Below are 24,503 nucleotides of genomic sequence, written 5' to 3' on the forward strand. Positions count from 1 at the left end.
TTATGGAAGCGGCTGCGATCAATGGACGAAACCGTTGAAGAATGATTCTTCTTCAGGTTTCGGTCATTGGTCGTTTTAATTTTTCCGAAGAGACGGAGAAGGCGATATTCCATGGAAAGACTATGCTTGCAGGTTTTTCTGTTCCTCCGGATAGTTATTCATATCGTTCGGATTTGGTGACCAGCAGTTTCTTCAGAAAATCCAGTTCAAAATATTTTTTGATAATGGATAAAATCCAGGAAATCTATGTTAATTCCAGTATTCATGTTGACAAGTCATCCTATGCAGAATAGATGATATCCTATGATGAAGAAAAGGGTAGATCCCGGCGTTGACCGTGTAGCCGGGGATGAACAAACAGAGGAAAGCCTAGTCAATTTGGGACGCAAAATTTTGATCGTTTGCGGTTGGTTGAATCTTTTGGGGGCAGTATTGTTCGGGGGGTATGCATTTTACACGCATTACGTGCGATTGGTTCCCATGATCGAAACGATCAAAGCATGGCCGGTGATGACCTGGATGGTGTTGCTCGTTCTGATGCTGGCCGCAGCCGTAGTGGAATTGTGCCTGATTCTGAAAGAAGTTCCTTTCCGTTTGATTGCTGCTCTTTTTGTTCTACAGGTTTGTTTGTTTCTTACATGTGTCTACTTTCTTGCCTATCCATTATTGGAAGTCATCCATGAGATGTGACGGGTATTTGAAATGTCTTGCTACGTACGGCTCGGAGTACTTCTTTTCGTTACTCGGAATTTGTTCAAGGAAGAGAATATCGCACTCCATCCTTGACCCGTTGGCGTTATGGGCTGAATATGCGCGCATGATTTCCGGGTTTCATTGGCAGATGCGTCCTTCGTGCGCGAATGAACACGGGAAAGATGCGGATTTCCCGGAAGGGATTCCGGAACTTGTCCGGCATTTGCTGCTGAGGAGGGGACATGGCGGAGGCATTGAGACGGAACAGTTTTTGTATCCGCGGCTATCCGATTTGACGGATCCTTACCTGATTGCGGACATGCGTGCCGCCGTGGACCGTATTTTCAAGGCTGTGGATGCAGGCGAAAGCGTATGTATCTATGGTGACTACGATGTGGACGGAGTAACCTCCGTCGCCTTGTTGCAAGCCATCTTGCGGGCATACGATTTGGAACCCCGCCTTTTTATCCCCGTCCGTTCTCGCGAAGGCTACGGTTTGAGCGAGCAGGGAGTGGCACGATGCCTGGAGGAAATCGACTGCGATCCGACTTTGATTATTACTGTGGATTGCGGCACATCGTCCGTGGATGAAGTGGAGGAACTCCGTGACCGCGGTATCGATGTTATTATTCTGGATCATCACGAAGCCGGTCCTCAGGGGCTTCCTGCCGCAGTCGCAGTGGTGAATCCCAAGGTTGAAGACAACAGCCCTTATACTTATCTATGCAGTGCGGGGGTGGTGTTCAAGCTGACTCACGCGCTTCTCAAGGAACGCAAGCTGAAAGATTTCGACCTGAAACAATATATGGATCTCGTCGCTGTGGCAACGGTGGCGGATATTGTTCCTCTGGTAGATGAAAACCGCCTTCTTGTCCGCCACGGCCTGAAACGCCTGGTAAGCAGCCGTCACATGGGGTTGCAAATGCTGGCGACGCTGGCGGGATTGTCCGCCGTGCCGACCGCCGCCCATGTCGGTTTCCGCATCGGTCCCCGCATTAATGCCGCAGGACGCATGGACGCGCCGATGGATGCCTTGGAACTGTTGTTGACGATGGATTCCGACCGTGCCCAGCAGCTTGCCCAGTTGCTTGACGGGCATAACAAGAAGCGTCAGGAGGAGGAGGAGACGATAAGGTCGGAGGCTATTGCCATGCTTCAGAAGGATTTCGATCCGTCTCGGGATCATGTGATTGTGCTGGGTTCCCGTTCCTGGCATCCTGGAGTGGTCGGTATTGTGGCGTCCCAGTTGATGCGAAGATATTACAAGCCGACTTTCGTCATTGCGATTGACTCCACGGGAGTCGGCAAAGGCTCCGGGCGGGCGATTCCCGGCGTCTCGCTGGTGCAGGCGATCAATTATTGTTCGGATTGCCTGATTTCCGGAGGCGGCCACGACATGGCTGCCGGTCTTGTCATTGAGGAAAAACAGTTGGACATGTTCCGTGAGAAGTTCAACCGTTATGTGGAAGAGACAACGACGCCTCAGCAGAGGATGCCTATTCTTCTCATTGATGCCGAAGTGACGTTTGCGGAGTTGACTCTGGATTTGCTGGATAGCTACGAGTTGCTGGAACCTTTCGGCAATGCGAATCCGCTGCCGGTGTTCATGTCCCGCGGGATTTTCCCGACGGAACCGCCGAAGCGTGCCGGCAATAACCATTTGAAATTGTTTATGCGGCAAGGATTTGTCGAACGCGACGCCATTTTCTTCAACGGAGCAGACTTCGATCTTCCCGAACCTCCCTGGGACATTGCTTTTACCATTGACCGCAATGTGTTCCGAGGGAGGACTTCTCTGTCTATTTCCATTCAGGACATCCGCACTTCTGTCCCTCCCGGAGAGGATGACCAGGCTTGGGTTTAAGTCAGCGTGCGTTTAAGAGTGAGCGGGCGGCGGGCCGTCGGAGTTGCTTCCCGAAAAGGTATGCCGCAACTTTGACGAACGGCGTATTTACTCGTCAGAAGCATTACAGCAAGTCAGGAATCAAAGACCGAAAAAGATCGAATTTGGCTATTATTTGGATTCGACAGCGCCTTGGTTTGATGTTAGGCATTGAAACCGATGCGACACTTTACATCTTATCCGGGACATGCTTTTGCTGTTGTTTGTGGGATTTTATCGGTTGGGGCAAGTGATGCCGCTCCGGTTCAGACGATGACTGAAATGGTTGTTGCCGACAAGGCTCCCGATCCTTTCCGGGCAGAGACGGTAACCGGAGCCACGGGAACGGAGTTGGCTCCCGAACTGTCTCCTCAAACGGTCAATGTGTTGACCCGCAATTTGCTGGAAGCTACCAACGTGGACAATTTGGATGAGGCTTTGGCGTACGATACGTCCGTTTCCTCGGGAGGCTCGACTTTGTACTCCCGGACAGCAGGTCAATATTCCATCCGCGGTTATAGCGGTAGCGATGTGACTCTCCAAGGGATGCCTTTGCCGGATGGAATGGGGATCGTGCTGGATTCTTCCCTGATTGAACAAGTGGAAGTTGTTAAAGGCCCCATCGGTTCGCTGGAAGGCGGACAAACTTCGACCATGGGGCCTTACGGAGCGGGTGGTTCAATTGTGCTTAATCTGAAACAGCCGTTGATGGAAAATGTAACGGACATTATGGCCTATACGCGTCTGACGGAAGGCGGCGGTCAAAAGTACCGTCTTGTGGGAGACAATAACCGTGTTTGGAACAGGACAAACGGACAGTTGGGCATGCGGACGATTTTTGTCGGAGAATACGAACACCCGTTCTGGCTGAAAGGCGGAGCTGACGGTGGGCAGAAGTATGTGATCTCTCCGTCATTTTTATGGAAGCCCGACAGCCGCACGAAGATTTCCCTGAATTTGAGTTTCCAATACATCGATATGCCTGCCTACCAGGGGATTCCGGTTCTTGGCGGACAGTTTGTCGGTCCATACAATGCATGGTACGGAGGCCCTCTGTCGCGCGACGAGTACAAAGGGGCGTTGATGCAGGTGAATCTGGAGAAGAAACTGGACAGTACCTGGACGATCCGTACCGGGGCCGGACTGGGCTACAGTGATGTGGATTATAATTTGTGGGCCTTGTCGTCCGGGGCTCCCAACAGGAAGGTGAGTGCCTTGGAGTATTACAATTCTGTCATTGCAACAGGGAAAGGGTACTATGAATACGCATGGTCGGATACACGTTCGACCAACTGGAACGTGTACGGCCAGGCTCTTGCCAAGGTTCGTACGGGTACCGTGGCTCATGAGATTTTGCTGGGAGCGGATTATACGGGCCGCAACACGAACGGACATGGGACTTTTGGTACGACGAACCAACTTTTTGACCTGTGGAATCCGGAACCTCCTGTTCCCACCGGTCGTGATTACGGAGTGGGAACCAAAAGTTCCCGGACGCTGCATAGAACGGGCCTGGCCCTGCAGGAACTGGCTTCGTGGAACGGTTGGAAGTTTCTGGCGGGTACGCGTGTGGATGCCCATTTCAGTGCCGAGGGCAACACGGGATTTTCCGTAAGTCCGAGGGCAGGGATTTCCAAAGAGATCACGGATCGTATCGTCTGGTTCGGCAATTTGGCCCGTACGGAAGCTCCCAACTTCAACTACAAGGATGCGTCCGACAAGGAGATGACGAGCAGTTGGGAAGCCAACCAGTATGAATCGGGACTTCGTTTCAATCCTTTCGGATCTCTTTGGATGAATGCTTCCTGGTTCATGATTGAACAGAGCCATACGCCGGAACTCCTGCCCGGTGATCGTTCTCATTACTACGACAACGGCAAGAGCCGCTCCAAGGGGGTGGAAATTTCCCTGACTGGCAATATAACGAAAGCCTGGAGCTCCTATGCTTCGTATACCTTCATGCAGTATAAGGACATCGACGCCGGGCAGTCGTTCGACCGTTATGCTCCCCATGCCGTTTCCCTGTGGCAGCAGTATGAAGTCCAAGGCGGATTCCTGACGGGAACGAAGCTGGGTCTCGGCTACCGATTCCGCGATTCGAGCCTGGCGACGCTTCGCGGTGAGAAAATTGCCGACAATTATACGATTCCCTCCTACAATGTATTTGACTGCTCCGTGGAAGTGCCTCTTCCCGCGACGCGCTGGTTTGCCGAGTCGAGTATCCGGTTTGCTGTGTACAACATTTTTAATGAGAAGTATGTAGCGTCATCCCGTCACGCCGTACAGTGTTTTGTCGGGGATCCACGGACATTCGAAATCTGCTTCCGTTCCAGATTTTAATCCTTTATTTTTCATCTATGAACGATCCTGTTATCCACTTGGAGCATGTTTGCAAATCGTATCCGTCAGGCCGAGGAAGAGCCCATGTATTGAACGATGTGGAGCTCCGGGTGGAAACCGGCGAGTTTGTGTCGGTCATGGGGGCCAGTGGTTCCGGTAAGACGACTTTGTTGAATTTGATCGGAGGCCTGCTGCAGGTCGATTCCGGACTTGTCCGTGTTGCCGGCAAGGAATTGACGGGATTGGATGACAGGTCTCTGACTTTGTTTCGACGGAATGATCTGGGGTTTGTCTTCCAGATGTTTAACCTCGTCCCCGGCCTGACGGTGGAGGAAAATGTCATGCTTCCCGGTCTGGCGGCCGGCGGATCCTTTGGCGATGAGGAACGCAGGGCATGTAGCCGGCTTCTGACCCGTGTCGGTCTGGAAGGGAAAGAGAAGCGTCGACCACGTGAGTTGAGCGGAGGGGAACAGCAGCGTGTCGCTATCGCCAGGGCTCTTCTGCATCGGCCACACCTCGTCCTGGCGGATGAACCGACCGGCAACCTTGATTCGGAGACTACCGGGGCAATCGGGGAAATCTTCCGTTCTCTGCATGACGATACCGGTATTACCATGATGCTGGTGACCCACGAACCTTCCGTTGCATTGTGGGGAGAGCGCATTATCATCCTGAAGGACGGCAGGATTGCTGCCGATGTCGGATCCGGGCAATTCAGTTCCCCGGTCGAGTTGTCCGCTTTTTACCAACAGGTTTTGCAGAAGGATCAGATATGAGATTCTTGCTACGCCTCCTGAGAGCAGAGTCTGTGGATCAGCCCGGACGCATGTTGACGGGTATTGGCGCCATGCTGGTGTCCGTGTGTTTGATCGTGTGGCTTGTCGGCAGTTACGACAGCATGATTCGCAGCTTCGATGAAGAGGCGGATTCCTATATGGGGGTGTATGATCTTTGTATCGGCCCGGTTTCTCGAGGAGGTATGCCCGGAAGCAATCGTAGCCGCGCCAAAGGGGAGGATGGAGATGGCTTGGGATTCGGCTTTTTAGGTACGGGTACGGGATTGAAAGACAAGGAGGCTGCCCGGAAGACCGGTTCCGGCATGCCGGGACAAGGGCGTCCGGAAAGATCTGGCCGCTCCGGAGGTAAGCCGGGGAGGGAAAGCGCCGCTTTTTCGTCAGCTCCGTCTCTGGGCAGAACGTTGCCCGACAGTCTGGTGGCAGAGTTGAAGAAGGAACCTTCCATAGAAACCATGCATCTTGCCTGCCAGGTGCGTGTGCCTATCGGCAAGAATGATACCCGTACCGGACAAACTTTCGATGATTTTATCCGTTCCAGGATGGGAACTCCTTCCCCCAGTCCCATGCTGGTTGCTTCCGATGCTTCCTGGTGTCCATTTGAAATGGAGACTGGGCGTTGGCCGGACATGGCGGTGTCTCATGCGATGGAAGGGGTTCTTGGCAGTGGCAGTGCGAAGATGTTCGATATTCACGTTGGGGACATGCTGTCCATCCGGTCCGGAGAAAGGGTGAGTCATGTGAAGGTGGTCGGCATTGTCGAACAACCTCAGGGCAGTGTCGGAGTCGGGACGGGGTCGGCTGGTCCGGCATTGGCTTCCTTCTTTATTCCCCGTCCTGTGTTCAAAGCAATTACCGGGGAGGAATGGCAGCCCAATTTGGTGTACCTGCGCCTTCGAGAATCCGTGGACAAGACTGCGTTCATGAGAAAATGGCAACCTGTTCTCGAATCATCCGGGGCGGCTTTTGCCGATACGGAAGCAGTTCGTCGTTCCATGGAAAGGAACCGCTCCGTTTCCATGATGAAGAGCAGTGCCAATTCAGCAGTCGGCCTCGTTCTGTTCTCTTGTATCTTCATTATTTTTACGACTCTGAGCATGGGTGTCCGCGAGCGTTCCCGGAAGCTGGCTTTGATGCGGGCCCTGGGTGTCAGTAAGCGCCAAATAGCGGGACTTGTGTTCGGAGAGAGCCTGATGCTGAGTATTCCCGCCATGGTCGGAGGCCTTTTGGCCGGGTGGGTATTGCTGGCCGTTATGGATACCCGCCACGGATGGTGGGCATCCTGTCCGTCGTGGGATGCCGTCCTGCTTGCACTGGCGTGTGCCTTGGCCGGAGGCTTGATAGCTGCCGTGATTCCGGCATGGAGGTCGACTCGTCTTTCTCCGATGGAGATGTGCGAGTCTCCCTTTGAATCGGCCGCCCGCTCAGGAAGGAATTTCCTGCCGCTTTTATTCGTCATCGGGATTTTGGCATGGAGTGTCCAGCCGGTGGTGTTGCTTATTCCCGGTTTGGGCGAGGAGATTGTCAAACCCGTGTTTACGCTGGCGGGATATCCTTGCCTCATCTTGGGGGCTTTGTGTCTTGCCCCGGCGTTTGCAATTGTCGCGGAGCGAGTGCTGGCTCCGTTTACGGCGTATCTTCTTCGTCTGCCTGGAGCGTTTTTGCGTTTGCAGTTGACGAGTAATCTGGCGCAGAGTGCGGGGACGGTCATTTCGATGACGGTAGGGTTGGGGCTGTTTATGGCGATTCAGATGTGGGGATATTCCATGCTGGTTCCGTTTACTCCCGACCGGACTTTGCCCAATACGCTTGTTTCCGTACTGCATGCGGATTTTGCACCTGACGAGTGTCGGGAGGTGATTCGTGAAATAGGGATGGATCCGGACAAGGTATATCCCATTTACGTTGAGGAACCTTCGATTGCCGAAGCCCAGTTGGCGTCTCCCGCTTTTGCCGTAGTGAAGCAGAAGACGGTCGTCGTTGCCGGAGTTCCGCTTCGCGACATGATGGATGGCCCGGATGCCTCGTTGAATCTGCAGTTTATCCAGGGTGGCAGGGACGAGGCGCTCAAGAAAATGGAGTCCGGCCGGGCTGTCCTGATTCCGAATACTTTTGCCGATACGGCTCATTTGAAGGTAGGGGACATGTTGATGCTGGATAATCCTTCTTCCCCCGGCGAGATCAAGCCCTGGGAGGTGGCGGGAGTTGTAGCCATGCCGGGATGGCATTGGCTGACCAAGACGAGTGGTATCCGGGTGCGGACGGGGAGCTTCATTGCTGGTTTGCTGATTGCCGACGAGGCCCGCGTCCGGGAAACGTATGGAGTGGATCGCGTCCGTTTTTTCTGGGGGGATGCACCGGAGGATATGTCGGCGGAGATGTTCCGTTTTGCCCTGGAAGGTGTCTTGGAAAAACGGAACCACGGGAAGGCCGGTGAGATTGTTGGCAGAGGTGTTGAGATTAAACCCATGGTTAAAGTTTCTTCGCGTGAAACGTTGACTCAAAGCGTTGGTGCGCGAGCGGACAGCGTGTTGGATGCCATGAGTCGCTTGCCGTTGATTGCCCTGGCAATTGCCATGCTGGCTGTGATGAACACAGTGATGGCCTCCGTCAGATCCCGTCGTCATGCCATTGGTGTAATGCGTGCCGTGGGCGTGACGCGGGGCATGGTGGTGCGCATGGTGTGGGCCGAAAGTCTTTTGCTGGGCGGAGCCGCTATTCTCCTGAGCTTTGCGTTTGCTTCCCTGGTGTCGTGGGGGGCTTTGGAGATTCAGCGTTTCGGTTTTGTCTTCGGAACGATTGTTCCTCCGTTGCATATTCCCTGGCTGCATATTCTTTTCGGGTCTGTGATGACTCTGTTCCTGTGTCTTCTTGCGGGGACGGTTGCCGCGGTGCGGATTGTCCGGCGGCCTCCGGATCAGCTCATGAAAGATATTCCCGGTTAGCCTTCCAGGATCAGCGACATGTCGGGTACGACGGCCAGAATGTTGAAAGGGCCGGAGGAGTCGGTTTTCAATCCCAGCCTGATTTGCCTGCCGCCCGGGTGGGCATGTGTCACGGGGACATAGCCGGAGAACCGGGATGTCATGTTGTGGCGTTCTGCTTCGAAGGGCAGCCAGTCATCGTCGTTTCCTGTTCCGAAGGAGAAATCCAGGCAACTTTCCAGTAGAAGGATATTGGCTTTGACCTGATGTTTGCGGATACCGGCGAGTTCCGCCGATTCCAGAGGCATCGTGACGATTTCCGATGAATACGGTATGCCTACCGTCCAGTAGCCGGATGAATTGGCATAGGGTGTCGGAAGAAGCGCATGACCGTTGATATCGACAGTGATATCAACGGACTCCTGCAGGTTGGAACTGGGAATTGCCCTGGCAGTCATACCGGCCAGGTGTTTGAGTGTGGAGAATTGTCCTTGTTCGGCCGCAAGCGTCATGTGACAGTCCAGCCAGAGAGAGGACGGGGAAATGCGTTCCAGACAGACGAGAGGCTGTCCGTCCATTTGCCGGAGGACAGCCATCCACAAGTTATCCATAGTCGAGTCCTGTTGATGAAGGCGGGCAAGAGCCAGAACTTTGCCTCCGGCAATTTCATGGGGATGCCATGCGACGATATTCTGACTTCGGTTATGGGTCATGCAGGCCAGCGTTCCATCTTGAAGAAGACACCATATTTGAAGGGATTCCGCCTGGCATGAGGTCCAGTCTGTAACGCCTTTCTCAAGCATGTGCCCGGCCAGCAGGCTGGCATCCTGGGCCATGTAGCCATCGGATTCCAGCGAGTAGATGAATTCACGGATTTTATTGCTGCCCCGTTGGATGAAGAATGCCGAGTTTTCCGCCTGGATGGAATCGCGGCAGGCCGATCCCAGCCCTGACTGTCGTTCAAATGCGCAGTTGCGCAGGTTGACGGGAGCTGAATCCGTTGTTTTCAGGACCCATTCTCCTTCGTTCGTTCCGATGAGGAGTCCCTTCATGGAGAGCATCCATGTGATGTTGTTCTGCTGTGAGGCAGCGAGAGTCAACGTTAAGGGGGCATCGTCAGCCGTTCCGGGTGTGAAGTTGTGCAAGTCGTCTACGGCACTTCCCCATACTGTTTGCGGTTGCCGGCGGGTGCCCCCGAACCAGAGCCTGCCTTGATGGAATTCCACACATCCGGGATAACCATTGCGGAAGCCGAAAGCACCGAAACTCCAATTCATCGTCGAGCCGGATCCCAGGGGGAAGAGTTCCGGCTTCCGGCAGGGAGCGGCATAGGCGGTGTAATCATCGGAGATGAAGACGATGTTAAGGAAATGATCGTGGGAACATTCTTCGGCACGGAGTTCGGGAACTCCGGTTTTTTGTCCGGTTTTCCAACAGATGAGGAGAAGGCGTAGGGCCGTAGGTACTTCTTCTTCCCCGGAAATGGAGTAATTCTGTCTCCGATCGGAATTCTGAACCAATTTTTTAACGCTTTTCCAATTGGCCGGGGTACCTTGCGACCCGAAAAGCTGCGTTTTTTGCAAGGCCCATTCCGCCGTCCATTCCTCAAATGTCTGCAGGCTCCATTTACCTTGTACGGTGATGGGATCATGGGCGATTACTCCGGGCTGGAAAAAGTCCGGATAGTCTGCCGGGTTGTCCGATCCGGTATAATTGCCGGGGACGAAATGCCGGATAGCCCGGTAGCAGTAGGACCATCCGTCGCGTTCGACGCAAAAGGCGGTATCGGCCAGGATAACCGCGTTCAGCGTGCTGAAACAGGGAGGAACCCCGCAGGTCGGAGTGACGAGCTGTTCGTCATGAAAGGTGGTGATTCTGACGATCTCGTGGTCGAACATGGCGTACGAAAACAAAGGGAGGGAACTCTGGAGTTTATAGGAGGCACCGGATGCTCCCGTATCGGGAGAAAATGTCAGCAGGGCTTCGCTTTCCAGCATGGATTCGCAGGGGGGAGTGTTGAGGACAAGGTCTCCCAATTCCCAGTTGTAGTTGTTTCTGCGGACGAGAAGCTGGGGCGGGATATCGCGGTGTGTGAAGTAAACGTAATCGTTGATCTGCTGGTATTGGAGTTCGGAAAGTACTTTTTCCGTGAGCCAGGGCGTGGTGATGGAGAGAGGGGTGCCGGTCGGAGACAGCAGAGGGCCGCTTTCCATGATAAAACGCATGTAGCCAGCCCCCAGTTCAAGGAGGAGCTGGTCGTTTTCCGACGACATGAAAGGAATCAGACGGATGCCGCCTGTATCCTTGCCCGCCCGGTAGACAAGTCGAGTTCCTCTTCTCCTTTCCAGTCCACCGAAGGGAGTAACGATCATGTTTTTCAGGTGCGAGGCTCCGTGGGAAACAGTTTCGACGTCCTGGCGGGCCTGGAGGCGGGGTGTCAGTTCCCCCGCTGAAAAGTTGATTCTCGGGAATGGTTGCGTAGTCATTCCTGCCTGTTTACCGCAAGGTTGCCGAAATGGGCAATGGATAAACGGAGCGCGCAATATGTGCCCACAGCAAACGGCCCGGACGGAGAAACTCCTGCCCGGACCGGGAACTGAAGGATGGTTGCTGCCTTACAGGGCAATTGCCCAGAGGACTTTCAGATAGCGTCCTTCCGGATAGGTACTGAGGAAGGGATGATCCCAACCGGGCCCTGTCATGGCCATAATCTGAAGCTTGCGTCCCTGGCGCTGGGCTGCTTTGATGATGACTCTCTCGAAGTCGGACGGAGTCAGCAGGCCGGAACAGGAACACGTGACGAACAGGCCCCCCGGGCGCAGGCATTGCAGACCCAGCATGTTCAAGTCATGGTATTTTTTGATGCCTTCGTCGTAGCCGTCGCGGCCGATGATGAATTTGGGTGGATCCAGCAGGACGGCATCGAATAGAGTGCCGTTCCTCACCATCTGGCGGGCGTATACGAAAGCATCCGCATGGACGAAGTTAATTCGCTGGTTATTGATGTTGGCGTTGCGTTTGGCCATGGCAATTGCCTTTTCATCCAGATCGACGGCAGTGACGTCTCCTGCTTCTCCAAGCATTTTGGCTGCAATGGAAAATCCTCCGCTGTAACAACAAAGATCCAGAACGGAGGCTCCTTTGACCATCGTGGAAAATTTCAAACGGTTGTCACGCTGGTCGCAGAAGAATCCCGTTTTATGTCCTTGGGCGAAGTCTACCTCATAGGTAATGCCGTTTTCGTGGATTTTAACGATACGGACGGGGGCGGATGGGCAGGGGAGATTGCGGGCATCAATGCCTTCCATGCGGGCGATGTCTTCGTCTACCTGGATGACGTGACGGCTGGTACCGCACAATTTGTGGAGCATAGGCAGCCAGCGTTCAAGGCGTTGCCATGCACCCAGCGTACTGACTTCGAGGCTGAGAACATCTGCGTAGCGATCCACGATCAGACCGCCGATACCGTCGGAATCCCCGTGGATGACACGGTAGGCATTGGTGGTTTCATCCAGTCTCAAGACTTCTCGGCGGAGCCGTACGGCGGCGGCGATGGCCTTGTCCAGTCCTGTTTCTGAAAAGGCGTCTTTGCCGTGATATACCATGCGGAGCGGTGTCCGGCTGGGTTCGTTCCAGAATCCGGCTCCGAAGAGTTCTCCGTTTTTATCATATACGTGTACCAATTCTCCCGGACCAGCTTCCGGACTGATTGCGCCGATCATGCGGGGGAAGACGGCCGGATTGTAGGAAAAGTATTTCAATTCCACCCAGGGAGATATCCAGGCTTCGCTGCCAAGTGGTGTACCGTCCCGGTAGGTAAGGCGCTTGCGGGCGGGCGGAGTGTTGTCTCGGCGCGGGGGGCGGGAATCGCGGCGGAAGGGCTTTTTGTCGTTGTACATGATAAAAAAGGTAGTGAAAAATTTAGGGAAAAGTTACAAGCTCTGGGCATAGGTACGGATGTACTGGCGGAGGGTATCCTGCCAGGAGCGTACGGGATGGCCTAGAAGGCTGGCCAGGCGCCCGGAATCCATGGCAGTATGGCGAGGACGCGTTTCCCGGAATCCGGCCTGATCGTCGAGCCGGGTTTCCGTGACTTCTTTCGAACGGAGGGGGAGACCGGCTTCATCGGCAGCCAGAATGGTTTCCCGGGCATAATCCGCCCAAGTGACGGGTGTGCCCGACTGGCACAGATGGAGGATTCCCTGCGGAGTGTCTCCTTGGGCCAGCGTGATGAGCCATTGGCAGAGATCGTCTACGAAGGTCGGCATGGAATCCTTGTCTCCGATAATGGACAGGGGGGAGCCTTCCATGGCTCTTTTCAACACCATTTCCGGAAAGGAAGGCCGGGTCATGTTACCGAATACCCAGGATACTCGGGCAATCAAAGCATCGGGCATTTCGTCGGCAATGCGCATTTCGGCTTCCCATTTGCTTTCCCCGTACGTGTTGGCAGGCTTGCAGATGGAGGATTCATTCTTAAGACCGGGCCGGGTACCGTCCAGGACATAATCCGTACTCAGGTGAATGAATTTTTTCTCTTGGCGTGCGCAAGCCCGTGCTATGTGCTGGGGAGACATGGCATTGATGTAGTGGGCGGAGACGGGATCGTCCAGGCATTCCTCAATTCCGCTGACGGCGGCGCAGTTGATGACTGTACCTGCCGGGCTGTTGGCAACGAGTTCTCCGGCTGCTTCGGGGTTGTACATATCGCAGTCGGCTCTGCCCCAGGCAATGAAGGGAATGTCATTTTCCTCCAACATCCGGACCAGGTAACTGCCGACGCGTCCGCGCGCGCCAAGAACAAGGCACAAGTTCATGTGCACGTTATAGGGGTTCGCCCGGGAGGAAGCGAGCCTTATCCTTCTCCCGGAACGATATTTGAAATCGTGAGAGAATCGTTCACGTGTGTTTCCCGGATAGGGACGATAATTGAACCAATTAAATTTTTTTTATTTTTAGATTGCGTTGAACGAATGAGCGCGCAGTAATGTAAATCATATTATGGACGATCCCGTTATTCTCTCACGGTTGCAGTTTGCCCTGACGGTCATGTTCCACTACATTTTTCCCCCGTTGACAATTGGACTGGGAGTGTTGCTGGTAGTCATGGAGGGCATGTGGTTGAAGACAGGCAATGACCTGTATCATAAACTCGCGAAGTTCTGGACGCGCATGTTCGGGATTATTTTTGCCCTAGGGGTGGCGAGCGGCATTGTGATGGAGTTCCAGTTCGGGACGAACTGGGCCGATTATTCACGGTACGTGGGGGACATTTTCGGGAGTGCCCTGGCAGCGGAGGGGATCTTTGCCTTTTTCCTGGAATCGGGCTTTTTGGCGTTGCTGTTGTTCGGATGGGACAAGGTGGGAAAGAAGCTGCACTTTTTCTCGACTTGCATGGTCAGCCTGGGGGCTCACTTCAGTGCGATTTGGATTATTGTTGCCAATTCCTGGATGCAGACGCCGGACGGTTACAAGATTGTTGAGACGGCGGCGGGACCGCGTGCCGAGATGACGAGTTTCGTGGATGTCGTGCTCAATCCGTCCACGGTCGACCGTCTGACTCATGCTTTGTCTGGCTGCTGGCTGGCTGGTGCGACACTCGTCCTGAGTGTGAGCGCCTGGTACATTCTGCGCGGACGTTTTGTTCCGTTTGCGAAGGCCGGAATGAAGATAGCCTTGGTGATCGGAATGATCGCAGTTGCCGGCATGGGATTGACAGGGGATTCCAGCGCCCGCGAAGTGGCCCTCCAGCAGCCGACCAAGTTTGCTGCTATGGAAGGGGTGTTTGAGACAGGCTCTCATCTTCCTCTCCATATTTTCGGTATTCTTCACGGACCGAATCATGATTTTACGGGATTTTCCGTACCCGATATGCTGAGTATCCTGACACACGGAAGCGCAGATGCGGAGATCAAGGGGTTGAATGCCTTTCCTAAAGAGGATTTACCTCCTGTCGCTCCTGTTTTCTATTCGTTCCATATCATGATCCTGATCGGTTGCATGCTGGCCGGTCTGATGGCCTTGGGGCTGTTGGGATGGTGGAAAGGCTGGCTCTTTCGGAGCAAGTGGTTGATGTGGTGTTTTGTGTTCTCCGTGCTGGCTCCTCAGATCGGCAATCAGGTCGGCTGGGCCGTGGCGGAACTGGGCCGGCAGCCTTGGATTGTTTACGGTATGCTGAGGACGAAAGATGCCGTTTCTCCGACGCTGACTTCCGGGCAGGCGATTGCTTCGCTGGCGATGTTTGGCGTGATTTACGCCCTTCTTCTGGCCCTGTTCATTTACCAGATCAGCCATAAGATCCACAAGGGGCCGGACGGTGTGGACGAATTCGACGACACCGGGCAGGGAAGATTGCATATCCCATTCATCAAGGAATAACTACCAACCCATCGATATATTATGTTTGAAGGAATTGACTTGAATGCTCTCTGGTTCATCATCGTGGGGGTTCTGTTTGCAGGATATGCCATTCTGGATGGCTTCGACCTGGGAACGGGCATCGTCCATCTCTTCTTCAAGAAGGACATGGATCGTCGTATCCTCCTTAATGCCGTCGGCCCGGTATGGGACGGCAATGAAGTATGGCTGATTACCGGGGGCGGAGCTCTCTTTGCTGCCTTTCCGTATGTGTACGCGACCGTTTTTTCCGGATTTTATCTGGCGTTCATGCTTTTGTTGCTGGCTTTGATCTTGCGGGCCGTTTCCATTGAATTCCGTAGTAAACAGCCGATGGGGTGGTGGAGATCCTTGTGGGATATTTGCTTCTCCGTTGGCAGTTTTTTGTCCGCCTTGCTAATCGGAGTTGCCATGGGCAATGTTGTCAGAGGGATTCCGATTGATGCCGACGGCAACTTTACGGGGACGTTCTGGAGTTTGCTGAACCCTTATTCCCTGTTGCTGGGGGTGACGACGGTCGCCTTGTTCGCCATGCACGGTACTATTTACTTGGTGATGAAGACAGAAGGCGATGTGCAGATGCATCTGCGCCGCATCCTGAGACCGACGATGGTGCTTTTTATCCTCCTGCTGATCTGCCATGCTGCGGCGACACTCTTGTACATTGACCATGTGCGTGTTGCTTTGGAGAATAGGCCCTGGATGTTTGCCGTCCTCGTTTTGGCAGTTGCCAGTGTGGCGTTCATTCCCCCTCTGTTGAAGAAACATCGCGAAGGCTGGGCGTTTATTTCTTCCTGTTCCCTGATGGCATGCCTGATGGCGATGTTCGGGGCATCCATGTTTCCGAATCTGCTCTATTCCATGCCGAATCCACAGTATTCCCTCACCATTTACAATGGGGCTTCAACGAGATTTTCCCTGGAAATCATGACGGTTATAGCTTTGATCGGGGTGCCGCTTGTCCTGGCTTATTCTGCGGCGATTTACTGGATTTTCCGCGGGAAAGTCCACATTAATGAATCGAGCTACTAGGATTGAATGAATAAAATTTAAAATCATTATAAAAAGTTCTTGCAATTTTTCCTGTTGAGTGTTCCATGGCTTCATGTCCAAAACATCCCAACTTCTGGAAGTATTTTTAAAAACAGCTGCATCATGCCGTTGGTTCGGAGTGAGTTTTCTCCGTATTGCCATCTTCATCGTTTTTGCCTGGATCGGAGGATTAAAAGTAGCTCAATATGAAGCAGACGGTATCGTTCCGTTTGTCGCCAACAGCCCCTTCATGAGCTTTTTCTATACGGAAAAAGCCCCGGCTTATAAAAGCCACATGAATAAGGAAGGCGAGGTTGTCCCGACCAATATCGAGTGGCACGAGAAAAACAATACTTATGGTTTTGCCTATGGGCTGGGGACACTGATTGTCGGAATCGGTACGCTTGTTCTATTGGGGCTTTTTTCTTCGAAAATAGGTCTTGTCGGCGATCTTTTGGTGATTGTCATGACAGCGGGGACATTGTCGTTTTTAGTGACAACTCCGGAAACCTGGGTTCCGAACCTAGGAGGACCGGATCATGGATTTCCGTATCTTTCTGGAGCCGGACGTCTTGTTATTAAGGATATCGCGATGATGGCCGGAGCGTTTATCCTGTTGTCCGTGGATGCGGGCCGCATTCTGGCTGCACGCCGGCATAAGGCCTAAATTGCCATCTTTTTGAATCATAGGGAGTGGAGCCCATGAAAGATGGATTTCCGCCCCCGCATTCTTATGGAACAGGCTTTTCCGCAATGATGCGAAGCCTCCTGTAATCGGCAATCCAGCGGGTACCATTCCAGAACTTGCCTTTCAATGTTTCTTCGACATGCCGGATGGTGGCGTTGCATATTTCGGGAGTGAAGTATTCCAGATCGTTTGCAAAAAATTGCCGTATCCAGTTTTTCAGCCCATCTTCGGCTTCTTCCAATGGGGTGGGGCGATCGAATTCTTCGAGGAAGATTACATGGAATCCTGCATGTTCAAGCATGGAACCGTACTCTGTGGAGGAAGGAAAGAAAAAAGGCGATTGATATTGATAGCCGTACTGCCTGGAGGTAGCTTCGAACGCTTTTTGGATACTTTCGATGTTTCCGCTGGCTCCCATTTCGGCGATGAGTTTTCCTCCGGGTTTCAATGCCCGGTAAATGCTGGGCAGTAATTTTTTCTGGTTGGAGATCCAGTGGAAGACGGCATTGGAAAAAACGATGTCAAAAGTGTTTTCCCAAGGAATATCGCAAGCGTCCATAACCAAGAAGTCGATGGCAGGGTGATGGTTCCGGGCATTGAGAACCATATCCGGGGAGGCGTCGATGCCGGTTACCTGGTGCCCCAGGCCTGACATGATGCCGGTGAGAGTACCCGTGCCGCATCCGATATCAAGGATATGCCCGGGAGCGCTATCGAAGATGTATTTCAGGAGTTCTTTTCCGTATTCCGCGACAAATCCGTGTTTGTCCTGATAGAATGCGGAATCCCATTTCATTGTTTTTCCATTGTTGTTCATGGTGGGAGTAGGGGGACAAAAAAGCCATTCGGACCCGAGACGGCACCGAATGGCTGATGGTGGAAAATTCGAGGTGGCAGAAACAAGGGTCAGGAAAGTCCGAGCTTTCCGCGTAGAGCTTCCGTGACGATTTTAGGATTGGCTTTGCCTTTGGCTGCTTTCATAACTTGGCCGGTAAGCCAGTTGAGGAGCTTATCGTTGCCTCCGACGATTTCAGCAACTTTCTCCGGGTTGGCAGCGACGACTTCTTCGACAATAGCGTCGAGAAAGGATGTGTCGGCTTTTTCAAAACCGAGTTTTTTCGCTGCTTCGGCAGGCGAGAGTTCCGGTTGATCCCAGAGGAGCGTAAAGACCTCCTTGGCCTGGTTGTTGGAGACCGTACCATCTTCGATGATCGTAATCAATCCGGTGATAGCCTGGGGTTGTACCGGACATTCGTCCGGGGTCATGCCTTTTTCGTTAAGGATGCCGAGGATGGTGTTGATGACCCAGTTGGCGACTTTTTTACCGAGCTTGGGATCGAATGCGGCTTCTTCGAAGTAGCGGGCGAGTTTCACATCGGAGACGAGTACGTTGGCGTCGTAGTCGCTCAGACCGAATTCATGGACGAAGCGGTGCTGTTTTTCAAGGGGCAGTTCGGGGACGATTTTTCGCATAGCCTCCACCGTAGATGCCGTATGGATGGGAACGAGATCGGGACAGGTGAAGTAACGGTAGTCATGTGTGTTTTCCTTGGTACGCATGAGGATGCTTTCCCCGCGTTCGTCATCCCAGCGCCGAGTGGATTGTACCTGGGTGATGCCTCGATCGAGGTCTTCGCACTGACGGCGGATTTCATACTCCAAGGCACGGCGGACGGCTCCGGTGGAATTGATGTTCTTCATTTCAATGCGTTCCCCAAGTTCTTCCTGGCCCTTGGGACGGATGGAGACATTGACGTCGCAGCGCATCTGGCCTTTTTCCATGTCGGCATCGGAGACGCCGCCATAAATAACGATTTGCTGAAGTGATTTGAGGCAGGCGTACGCTTCCTCCGGCGTATGCATGTCCGGGGCAGTGACGATCTCCATCAAAGGCGTCCCGGCGCGGTTGTAGTCGATCAGCGAATAGCCTGAAAAGTGGGTGAGCTTGCCGGCGTCTTCTTCCAGATGGATGTGATCGAGTTTGGCAGTGCGAAGTTCGGGCAAGCCTTTTTTAACGATATCGCTGGGGTAGCACCAGGGATAGAGAGGGATGCCGCCTCCGATGCAAAGGGGAAGGTCCAGCTGGGTGGTCTGGTAGTTCTTCGGCATGTCCGGGTAGAAGTAACTTTTGCGATCCCACTTGGAAATTTCCGGAGAATGGCAGCCGAGCATCAGGCCGGTCAATACCGTGCGTTCGATGGCGTATTTATTGAGGACGGGCAGGGCTCCCGGGAGTCCCATGCAGACGGGGCAGATGTTGGTGTTGGGTTCGTCGCCCGCTCCTGCCTTGCAGGAACAGAACATCTTGCTCTGTGTTTTGATCTGGCAATGGATTTCAAGACCTATGGTAACAATGTAATCGGAGAGTGGCATGGGGAAAATGGTCTGCTTGAGGATACCTGAAAACGATGACGTTAACCTAGGCCGCAGCCAGCGGAGTGTCGAGCAAAAAGCCCGTTACTTGCGGATTGACGAAGCTGTGTCAGTGCGAATGGACGGTGACGGAGACATGTTCCGTCTGGGGAAGGATGTATTTACGGATGGTGACGGAGGCACAGGAGACATGAGGCGTATCCATGCAGACGGCAACCAAGTCTTCCGCAAGCGTTTCGATGAGCTTCCGGGGAGTGCGGGCGGCTTCTTCCGTAAGGTTTCGGGCGAGAGTGTCGTAATTAACTGTGGCGGCAAGATCTTCTTGCAGCCCGGAAAGGGGATGAGAGAGTTTCAGAGTAATATCTGCGCGTACTTCCTGGGGGACGGCCCGTTCTTCGTCCGGCACGCCGATGCGGCAGAGCAGGACGAGTCCCTTAATCTTCATGGAATCCTGGTGGTCGCAGGCAGTGGCGGAGGGGAATTTACGCAACAGATTCTGAAGGATTCCGAGATGGGGCACCATCATGTCCGGCTGGGATTTCTCCAGCTGTGAGGCATCGTTGTAGCCGGTGAGGACGGCAATGGAGGTAATGCCGCCGTGGTGGGCGGTTTCCATGTCGTGCTGCATGTCTCCGATAAAGGCCGTTTCCGAGGGGATGAGGCCGTGTTGGTCGAGTAACTTGTGAATGTGGCTCGTTTTGTGGCGGATGCCGGCATGGATGGCCTCGAAGTAGTCGAACATGCCTAGGGAACGGCATTGAATGTCGAATTCCTTAGCATCGACGCTGGTTAGAGCGAAACAGCGGATGCCTCGGGACCGGCAAAATTCCATAAATTCACGAGCATGGGGGAGGACACAGACGGGTTCCCGCGAGATTCTGAAGGCATGGCGGAAGTGGTCTTCCAGCTCGTTGAGATCCGCCTCCGGGAGGACGCGGGCGTAGTAATCCGGATAGGGAAGCTGGAATTCCGAGCGGAATTCATTGCGGTCCATATTGGCCTTGCCGTACTGGGAGAAAACGTAATTGGAGGCTTCCAACGTCAGGTCCAGGTCGTCGACGAGGGTACCTGACCAATCGAAAATGAGATTTTTGAACATGATGGAATCGAGGGTTAGTCCAGCGCGTACCGCATAGCGGAAAGGCAAAAAAAGGTGGCTGTCTCGACCCGCAGGACGATAGGACCGAGAGTCACGGGACGGAAGCCCGCGTCAAGGGCCAGAGTCGTTTCCCCGGCCGTGAAATCTCCTTCCGGACCAACGAGGACGGCCGCACTACGGCAGCCTTTGGAACGAGCTTCTTCCAGGACGTTACGAATGGGGAGAGCTCCCGGAGCCAGAGAGGCGATGATAGGGACTTCCGGCAATTTCGTTTCATTCAACCATTCGCGGAACGAGCGGGGAGGTTCGACGGAGGGAAGAGTGTTTTGTCCGCATTGCTTACAGGCTTCGAGAGCGGTCCTTTGCCATTTGGCCTGTTTAGTTTCAGCATCTTTGGGCGTAAGTCGGACGATGGTGTGTTCCGTAATCAGCGGGATGATTCTACCGACTCCGAGTTCCACGGATTTTTGGATGATCAAATCCATGTTGCTGCCTTTGGGAATGGACTGGCAGAGGGTAAGCGAAGCAATGCCCGGAGCGGCGGAACATTCTCCGTCGGGTTTCAAGAGAACGGATGAGGAGGAGGGAGGAGCCGCTATGATGGCGCGGGAGGCCCTCCCTTCTCCGTCGAAGACCGTACATGCGTCTCCCTCTTTCATCCTCAGTACTTTGGCTGCATGTTTCGCTTCGTCTCCGTCCAATTCCCAGATGGAAGTGTTCCAGCGGTTTTTGGGCAGGTAGAAGCGTGGCATGGCTCGGAATGAGTGAGGGCGGCGCAGTTGATTATTGAGGGGACATATAACGCTTGGCCTTTTCCTTGAAGGCCTGGCATTCTGGCTGGTTTTTTTCGGGAACGATGGATGAGCTGAAGGATTCCAGTTTGGATTGCTGGTCGCTGCTGAGATTACTGGGAATTTCAACTTCGATTTCTACCAGCAGGTCTCCCGTCGAGTCGCTGCCGAGGGTTTTCATTCCCTTGCCTTTGAGCCGGAAGATCATGCCGGATTGCGTACCGGAAGGAATCTTGATGGTTTGAGAACCGGATAGGGAGGGAACTGTCAGTTTGCCGCCCAGGATGGCGGTGGTCAACGGGATGGGGACGGTGCAGTTCAAGTCTCCACCTTGTCTCGTGAAGATCGAATGGGGCAGGACGTCGATGAAAACGTAGAGGTCGCCCGTGGCGCCGCCATGGATGCCGGCATCTCCATTGCCCGAGGAGCGGAGTTTGTCACCGGAGTTAACCCCGGCAGGGATGCGGATAGAAATGTGGGAATCTTCCCGGACGCGGCCTTCACCGTGGCAGGAAGGACAGGGGTCTGCGATGATTTCCCCGGTACCGTGGCAGTTGGAGCATTCCGTCTGCTGGATAAAGAAGCCGGATTGGCGGGTGATGACACCGCGCCCCTGGCAGGAGGGGCAGGTTTTGTAATCGGGCTTGCCGGATTTGCTGCCGGATCCATGACAGGTGGAACAGGGGACGAGGCGTTCGATTTCAAGTTCCTTGATACAACCGGCGGCTGCTTCGTCGAGGCTAATGTCAAGGTCGTACCTGAGGTCGGAACCTGGGCGTTTTCCGGAGGCTTTCCGGCGTTGCTGGCCCTGTCTGCCGCCAAAGGCTTCGGCGAATCCTCCCATGCCTCCGAACATCTGGGCAAAAATGTCCATCGGATCCTGGAATCCGCCTCCGCCGAATCCTCCCGGGCCGCCTGCACCGCCACCTTCGAAGGCAGCGTGACCATAGTGGTCGTAAGCGGCACGCTTGTCGGCATCGGAGAGAACATCATAGGCTTCTCCGAGTTCTTTAAATTTTTCTTCGGCTCCGGGGTCATTGGGGTTGCGGTCCGGGTGGTATTTAAGGGCGAGTTTCCGATATGCCTTTTTGATATCGGAATCGGAGGCATCCTTGGCAACGCCCAGGATTTCGTAGTAATCTTTTTTTGAAGCCATATCGCGAGGTGTGGATTAGGCGTTTTGTTCTCCGGCCTGTTGTTCGTTATGTGCGACGACGACATTGGCCGGGCGAAGGAGGCGGTCTTTGATGCGGTATCCCTTGCGGATGACTCGGAGAATTGTGCCTTCCGGCTGGTCGGACGTTTCGCGTTGGATGGCTTCGTGAAGGTTGTGGTCGAATGCCGTGCCGGGTTCGGCGTCGATGGGGGATACACCCTGGTCGGCAAGGAAAGAGTCGAGTTGTTTTTGTACCATGCTCATTCCGATGTAGATCATGGACGATGTGTCCGCACTGGCGGCTTGCATGCCCATTTCAAAGTTATCGATTACGGGAAGGAGTTCCTCCATGAGGCGTTGGTTGGCGTAGCGGATGCATTCTTCGCGTTCCTTGCCCATGCGTTTGCGGTAGTTGTCGTATTCCGCAGCGGTGCGCAGGGCTGTATCGCGCCACTTGAGCATCTCCTCTTCAATTCCGGGGATGCTTTCTTCTTCGGGCATCTGCGTTTCGGGAGTTTCCGTTCCCGTTTCGGCGGCGGGGAGTTCCTCGTCCAGATTGGGGTTCTGCGGGTCGTTATTCATACCCCGATTTTTAGTATTCTCGTCAATTGCAGTCAATGGCTCCCTGAGACATGGCACATATCTGACTCTTACTTTGGAAATTCCAGGTGTTCGAGTTTTTTTCCGGCAGTATCGGGGATTTCGACGATTTTAAGGCGGCCTGTTTCTCCCCGGAAGAATTCCAGACTGGATTTCGGAATGCCCAGGAGTTTGGACAGGTAGGAGATGATTTCCTTATTGGCTTTACCTTCGACCGGCGGAGCGGCGATGCGGAGCTTAAGGACACGCCCGGCAAGGGGATTGTCTTCCCAGCCGAGGCATTCGTTTTTCCTGGCGTTGGGGGTGACTTTGAGGGCCAGTTTCATGAGGCGGAAACGGACTGGCGTTGGACGAGGTCGGCATAGCGGATGCTTTCTCCGCCGAAGATGTCAAGCGCGCTGCCGACGGTGGCGTCCATAGAACCCTGACTGAGGGTATTGATTCGGTCGAAATCTTTGAGGGAGGCGATGCCCCCCGCATAGGTCATGGGGCGACCTTTCCATTCGCCGAGGAAGGCGACAAGTTCTTCATCAATCCCCAGGCAGAGGCCTTCGACATCTGCGGCATGAATGAGGAATTCGGAGCAGTGTTCGGCGAGGGAGTCAAGAGTGTCGCGCGTGATGCGTAGCGATGTGATGGTTTGCCAGCGGTTCATGGCGACGGCCCAGCCGGAACCGAGCCGGCGACAGCTGAGATCCAGAACGAGTTTATCGGCGCCGACGGCCTGGACGAGCTCTCTGAGCTTTCGTTCCCGGAAGATGCCGTCAGTGGAGAAAAGGCATGAGGTAACGATGACGTGGCTGGCTCCTGCGTTGATCCATTCTCCCGCGTTGCCGATGTCGATGCCTCCTCCGATCTGGAGGCCTCCGGGCCAGGCAGTGAGGGCTTCGCGGGCTGCGGCGTCGTTGCCGGGGCCGAGTTTGATAACGTGTCCCCCGGTGAGGTTGTCTTTGCGGTAAAGTTCGGCAAACCATCCGGCGCTATGGTCGGAGACGAAGTTGGTTTTCAGGGATTGACCGGAATCGGAGAGTGTTCCTCCGACGATTTGTTTGACTTGGCCGCGGTGGAGGTCGATGCAGGGACGGAATCTTGTCACGCAAGGCATCCTACATGTTCGGGAGATTCCGTCAAGCGAGCTTGACGGGAACGTGTTAACAGACGGCGTACAAGTGCTCGCGAAGGATGTATTCCAGAACATCAGGGGATAGCCATCCCTCCGGCGGGAGCCGATGCCCGGCGAGATCCTGGCGGATTTTCGTAGAGGATGCCGGATGGTAACCGTCGATAAAGGCAGCCTGCACGCGTGAGCGGGGTTGGGGGATTGTTCCGCGGTGGTGAACGATCGGGGTGACCAGGGAAACAAAGTATTGCCAGTTGTTCCATTTTTCAAGGTCTGTCCATTGATCCGTCCCCATGAGCCAGAAAAGACGGGCACCCGGATTTTGGAGAGAGAAGTGTTCGGCGAGCCGCCAGGACCAGGACGGAGGGGGCAGGGAAAGATCCGTTGCGTCGACTTCGGCCCAGGGGAGATATGCCGTTGCCAGACGGAGCATATCCATGCGCTGGTCTCCGGTGGCATCCGGGGTGTCTGTTTTCAGAGGAGAGAGGGAGCAGGGCAGAAAAATGACTTTGTCCAGGGAACAAGCTTCAACGGCTTTGGCAGCAATGGCTAAATGCCCCGCATGAACGGGATCGAAGGATCCTCCGAAAAGACAGATATTCATCTCCGGTAGAA

General features: G+C 54.1%; 20 protein-coding genes. 8 read left to right on the forward strand and 12 right to left on the reverse strand.

Annotated features, from left to right (window positions below):
* Positions 1 to 303 precede the first annotated feature (303 nt).
* The 5 genes from QET93_RS05505 to QET93_RS05525 all read left to right on the forward strand — a co-directional run bounded on the left by QET93_RS05505 (position 304) and on the right by QET93_RS05525 (position 8,654).
* The gene (locus QET93_RS05505; protein ID WP_280131960.1) at positions 304 to 690 is read left to right on the forward strand and encodes a hypothetical protein; all 387 of its coding nucleotides are present in this window, start codon (positions 304 to 306) and stop codon (positions 688 to 690) included.
* 151 nt (positions 691 to 841) lie between these two features.
* Positions 842 to 2,557, forward strand: a complete 1,716-nt coding sequence (gene recJ / locus QET93_RS05510) for a single-stranded-DNA-specific exonuclease RecJ (protein WP_322190130.1) — start codon at positions 842 to 844, stop codon at positions 2,555 to 2,557.
* A gap of 291 nt (positions 2,558 to 2,848) precedes the next feature.
* Positions 2,849 to 4,915 (forward strand): TonB-dependent receptor plug domain-containing protein, encoded by a 2,067-nt coding sequence (locus tag QET93_RS05515; RefSeq protein WP_280131959.1) that lies wholly within the window; start codon positions 2,849 to 2,851, stop codon positions 4,913 to 4,915.
* A gap of 17 nt (positions 4,916 to 4,932) precedes the next feature.
* Entirely contained in the window at positions 4,933 to 5,691 is a 759-nt protein-coding gene (locus tag QET93_RS05520; RefSeq protein ID WP_280131958.1) for an ABC transporter ATP-binding protein, read from the forward strand.
* Complete coding sequence (locus QET93_RS05525; RefSeq protein ID WP_280131957.1) at positions 5,688 to 8,654, forward strand: ABC transporter permease; 2,967 nt, start codon at positions 5,688 to 5,690, stop codon at positions 8,652 to 8,654. The genes QET93_RS05520 and QET93_RS05525 overlap by 4 nt, the downstream gene beginning before the upstream one ends.
* Here QET93_RS05525 and QET93_RS05530 read toward each other — a convergent pair.
* The 3 genes from QET93_RS05530 to QET93_RS05540 all read right to left on the reverse strand — a co-directional run bounded on the left by QET93_RS05530 (position 8,651) and on the right by QET93_RS05540 (position 13,450).
* Positions 8,651 to 11,119 carry a hypothetical protein gene (locus QET93_RS05530; RefSeq protein WP_280131956.1) on the reverse strand — a complete coding sequence of 823 codons (2,469 nt, stop codon included), beginning with the start codon at positions 11,117 to 11,119 and terminating at the stop codon, positions 8,651 to 8,653. The genes QET93_RS05525 and QET93_RS05530 overlap by 4 nt on opposite strands.
* A 129-nt stretch (positions 11,120 to 11,248) precedes the next feature.
* Positions 11,249 to 12,532 (reverse strand): class I SAM-dependent rRNA methyltransferase, encoded by a 1,284-nt coding sequence (locus QET93_RS05535; RefSeq protein ID WP_280131955.1) that lies wholly within the window; start codon positions 12,530 to 12,532, stop codon positions 11,249 to 11,251.
* Between the two features lie 33 nt (positions 12,533 to 12,565).
* Positions 12,566 to 13,450: an SDR family oxidoreductase gene (locus QET93_RS05540; RefSeq protein WP_280131954.1), complete on the reverse strand. Its 885-nt coding sequence runs from the start codon at positions 13,448 to 13,450 to the stop codon at positions 12,566 to 12,568.
* Positions 13,451 to 13,634: 184 nt separating this feature from the next.
* Here QET93_RS05540 and QET93_RS05545 point away from each other — a divergent pair, with 184 nt between their 5' ends.
* From QET93_RS05545 to QET93_RS05555, 3 genes are all read left to right on the forward strand, one after another.
* A complete protein-coding gene (locus QET93_RS05545; protein ID WP_280131953.1) occupies positions 13,635 to 15,011 on the forward strand; it encodes a cytochrome ubiquinol oxidase subunit I in 1,377 nt (458 codons plus the stop codon).
* Between the two features lie 21 nt (positions 15,012 to 15,032).
* Positions 15,033 to 16,061 carry a cytochrome d ubiquinol oxidase subunit II gene (cydB, locus tag QET93_RS05550; RefSeq protein ID WP_280125750.1) on the forward strand — a complete coding sequence of 343 codons (1,029 nt, stop codon included), beginning with the start codon at positions 15,033 to 15,035 and terminating at the stop codon, positions 16,059 to 16,061.
* A gap of 73 nt (positions 16,062 to 16,134) precedes the next feature.
* Positions 16,135 to 16,728: a DUF417 family protein gene (locus tag QET93_RS05555; protein WP_280131952.1), complete on the forward strand. Its 594-nt coding sequence runs from the start codon at positions 16,135 to 16,137 to the stop codon at positions 16,726 to 16,728.
* Between the two features lie 64 nt (positions 16,729 to 16,792).
* Here the strand turns inward: QET93_RS05555 and QET93_RS05560 are convergent, their stop codons facing one another.
* The 9 genes from QET93_RS05560 to nadD form a co-directional block, all read right to left on the reverse strand.
* A complete protein-coding gene (locus tag QET93_RS05560; RefSeq protein ID WP_280131951.1) occupies positions 16,793 to 17,545 on the reverse strand; it encodes a class I SAM-dependent methyltransferase in 753 nt (250 codons plus the stop codon).
* A gap of 110 nt (positions 17,546 to 17,655) precedes the next feature.
* On the reverse strand, positions 17,656 to 19,122 hold the full coding sequence (gene gatB, locus QET93_RS05565; RefSeq protein ID WP_280131950.1) for an Asp-tRNA(Asn)/Glu-tRNA(Gln) amidotransferase subunit GatB: 1,467 nt from the start codon (positions 19,120 to 19,122) through the stop codon (positions 17,656 to 17,658).
* 109 nt (positions 19,123 to 19,231) lie between these two features.
* A complete protein-coding gene (locus QET93_RS05570; RefSeq protein WP_280125754.1) occupies positions 19,232 to 20,221 on the reverse strand; it encodes an HAD hydrolase-like protein in 990 nt (329 codons plus the stop codon).
* 14 nt (positions 20,222 to 20,235) lie between these two features.
* The gene (locus QET93_RS05575; protein WP_280131949.1) at positions 20,236 to 20,973 is read right to left on the reverse strand and encodes a 16S rRNA (uracil(1498)-N(3))-methyltransferase; all 738 of its coding nucleotides are present in this window, start codon (positions 20,971 to 20,973) and stop codon (positions 20,236 to 20,238) included.
* 31 nt (positions 20,974 to 21,004) lie between these two features.
* Positions 21,005 to 22,168 (reverse strand): molecular chaperone DnaJ, encoded by a 1,164-nt coding sequence (dnaJ, locus tag QET93_RS05580; RefSeq protein ID WP_280125756.1) that lies wholly within the window; start codon positions 22,166 to 22,168, stop codon positions 21,005 to 21,007.
* A gap of 15 nt (positions 22,169 to 22,183) precedes the next feature.
* A complete protein-coding gene (locus tag QET93_RS05585; protein ID WP_280125757.1) occupies positions 22,184 to 22,750 on the reverse strand; it encodes a nucleotide exchange factor GrpE in 567 nt (188 codons plus the stop codon).
* Positions 22,751 to 22,818: 68 nt separating this feature from the next.
* A complete protein-coding gene (locus tag QET93_RS05590; RefSeq protein ID WP_280131948.1) occupies positions 22,819 to 23,094 on the reverse strand; it encodes a DUF167 domain-containing protein in 276 nt (91 codons plus the stop codon).
* The gene (hisA, locus tag QET93_RS05595) at positions 23,091 to 23,864 is read right to left on the reverse strand and encodes a phosphoribosylformimino-5-aminoimidazole carboxamide ribotide isomerase (protein WP_280131947.1); all 774 of its coding nucleotides are present in this window, start codon (positions 23,862 to 23,864) and stop codon (positions 23,091 to 23,093) included. Before hisA ends, QET93_RS05590 begins: the two co-directional genes overlap by 4 nt.
* A 55-nt stretch (positions 23,865 to 23,919) precedes the next feature.
* Positions 23,920 to 24,492: a nicotinate (nicotinamide) nucleotide adenylyltransferase gene (gene nadD / locus QET93_RS05600; RefSeq protein WP_280131946.1), complete on the reverse strand. Its 573-nt coding sequence runs from the start codon at positions 24,490 to 24,492 to the stop codon at positions 23,920 to 23,922.
* Positions 24,493 to 24,503: the final 11 nt, after the last annotated feature.

The sequence above is a fragment of the Akkermansia sp. N21116 genome (assembly GCF_029854705.2).
Taxonomy (GTDB): domain Bacteria; phylum Verrucomicrobiota; class Verrucomicrobiia; order Verrucomicrobiales; family Akkermansiaceae; genus Akkermansia.

Coding starts and splice junctions, on each gene's coding strand:
- QET93_RS05585 (WP_280125757.1), bottom strand. CDS start 22,750: ATGAATAACGACCCGCAGAACCCCAATCTGGACGAGGAACTCCCCGCC.
- QET93_RS05590 (WP_280131948.1), bottom strand. CDS start 23,094: ATGAAACTGGCCCTCAAAGTCACCCCCAACGCCAGGAAAAACGAATGC.
- QET93_RS05530 (WP_280131956.1), bottom strand. CDS start 11,119: ATGACTACGCAACCATTCCCGAGAATCAACTTTTCAGCGGGGGAACTG.
- QET93_RS05575 (WP_280131949.1), bottom strand. CDS start 20,973: ATGCCACGCTTCTACCTGCCCAAAAACCGCTGGAACACTTCCATCTGG.
- QET93_RS05560 (WP_280131951.1), bottom strand. CDS start 17,545: ATGAAATGGGATTCCGCATTCTATCAGGACAAACACGGATTTGTCGCG.
- recJ (WP_322190130.1), top strand. CDS start 842: ATGCGTCCTTCGTGCGCGAATGAACACGGGAAAGATGCGGATTTCCCG.
- QET93_RS05535 (WP_280131955.1), bottom strand. CDS start 12,532: ATGTACAACGACAAAAAGCCCTTCCGCCGCGATTCCCGCCCCCCGCGC.
- QET93_RS05505 (WP_280131960.1), top strand. CDS start 304: ATGATGAAGAAAAGGGTAGATCCCGGCGTTGACCGTGTAGCCGGGGAT.
- QET93_RS05545 (WP_280131953.1), top strand. CDS start 13,635: ATGGACGATCCCGTTATTCTCTCACGGTTGCAGTTTGCCCTGACGGTC.
- QET93_RS05515 (WP_280131959.1), top strand. CDS start 2,849: ATGACTGAAATGGTTGTTGCCGACAAGGCTCCCGATCCTTTCCGGGCA.
- dnaJ (WP_280125756.1), bottom strand. CDS start 22,168: ATGGCTTCAAAAAAAGATTACTACGAAATCCTGGGCGTTGCCAAGGAT.
- QET93_RS05520 (WP_280131958.1), top strand. CDS start 4,933: ATGAACGATCCTGTTATCCACTTGGAGCATGTTTGCAAATCGTATCCG.
- nadD (WP_280131946.1), bottom strand. CDS start 24,492: ATGAATATCTGTCTTTTCGGAGGATCCTTCGATCCCGTTCATGCGGGG.
- QET93_RS05525 (WP_280131957.1), top strand. CDS start 5,688: ATGAGATTCTTGCTACGCCTCCTGAGAGCAGAGTCTGTGGATCAGCCC.
- QET93_RS05540 (WP_280131954.1), bottom strand. CDS start 13,450: ATGAACTTGTGCCTTGTTCTTGGCGCGCGCGGACGCGTCGGCAGTTAC.
- gatB (WP_280131950.1), bottom strand. CDS start 19,122: ATGCCACTCTCCGATTACATTGTTACCATAGGTCTTGAAATCCATTGC.
- QET93_RS05555 (WP_280131952.1), top strand. CDS start 16,135: ATGTCCAAAACATCCCAACTTCTGGAAGTATTTTTAAAAACAGCTGCA.
- cydB (WP_280125750.1), top strand. CDS start 15,033: ATGTTTGAAGGAATTGACTTGAATGCTCTCTGGTTCATCATCGTGGGG.
- QET93_RS05570 (WP_280125754.1), bottom strand. CDS start 20,221: ATGTTCAAAAATCTCATTTTCGATTGGTCAGGTACCCTCGTCGACGAC.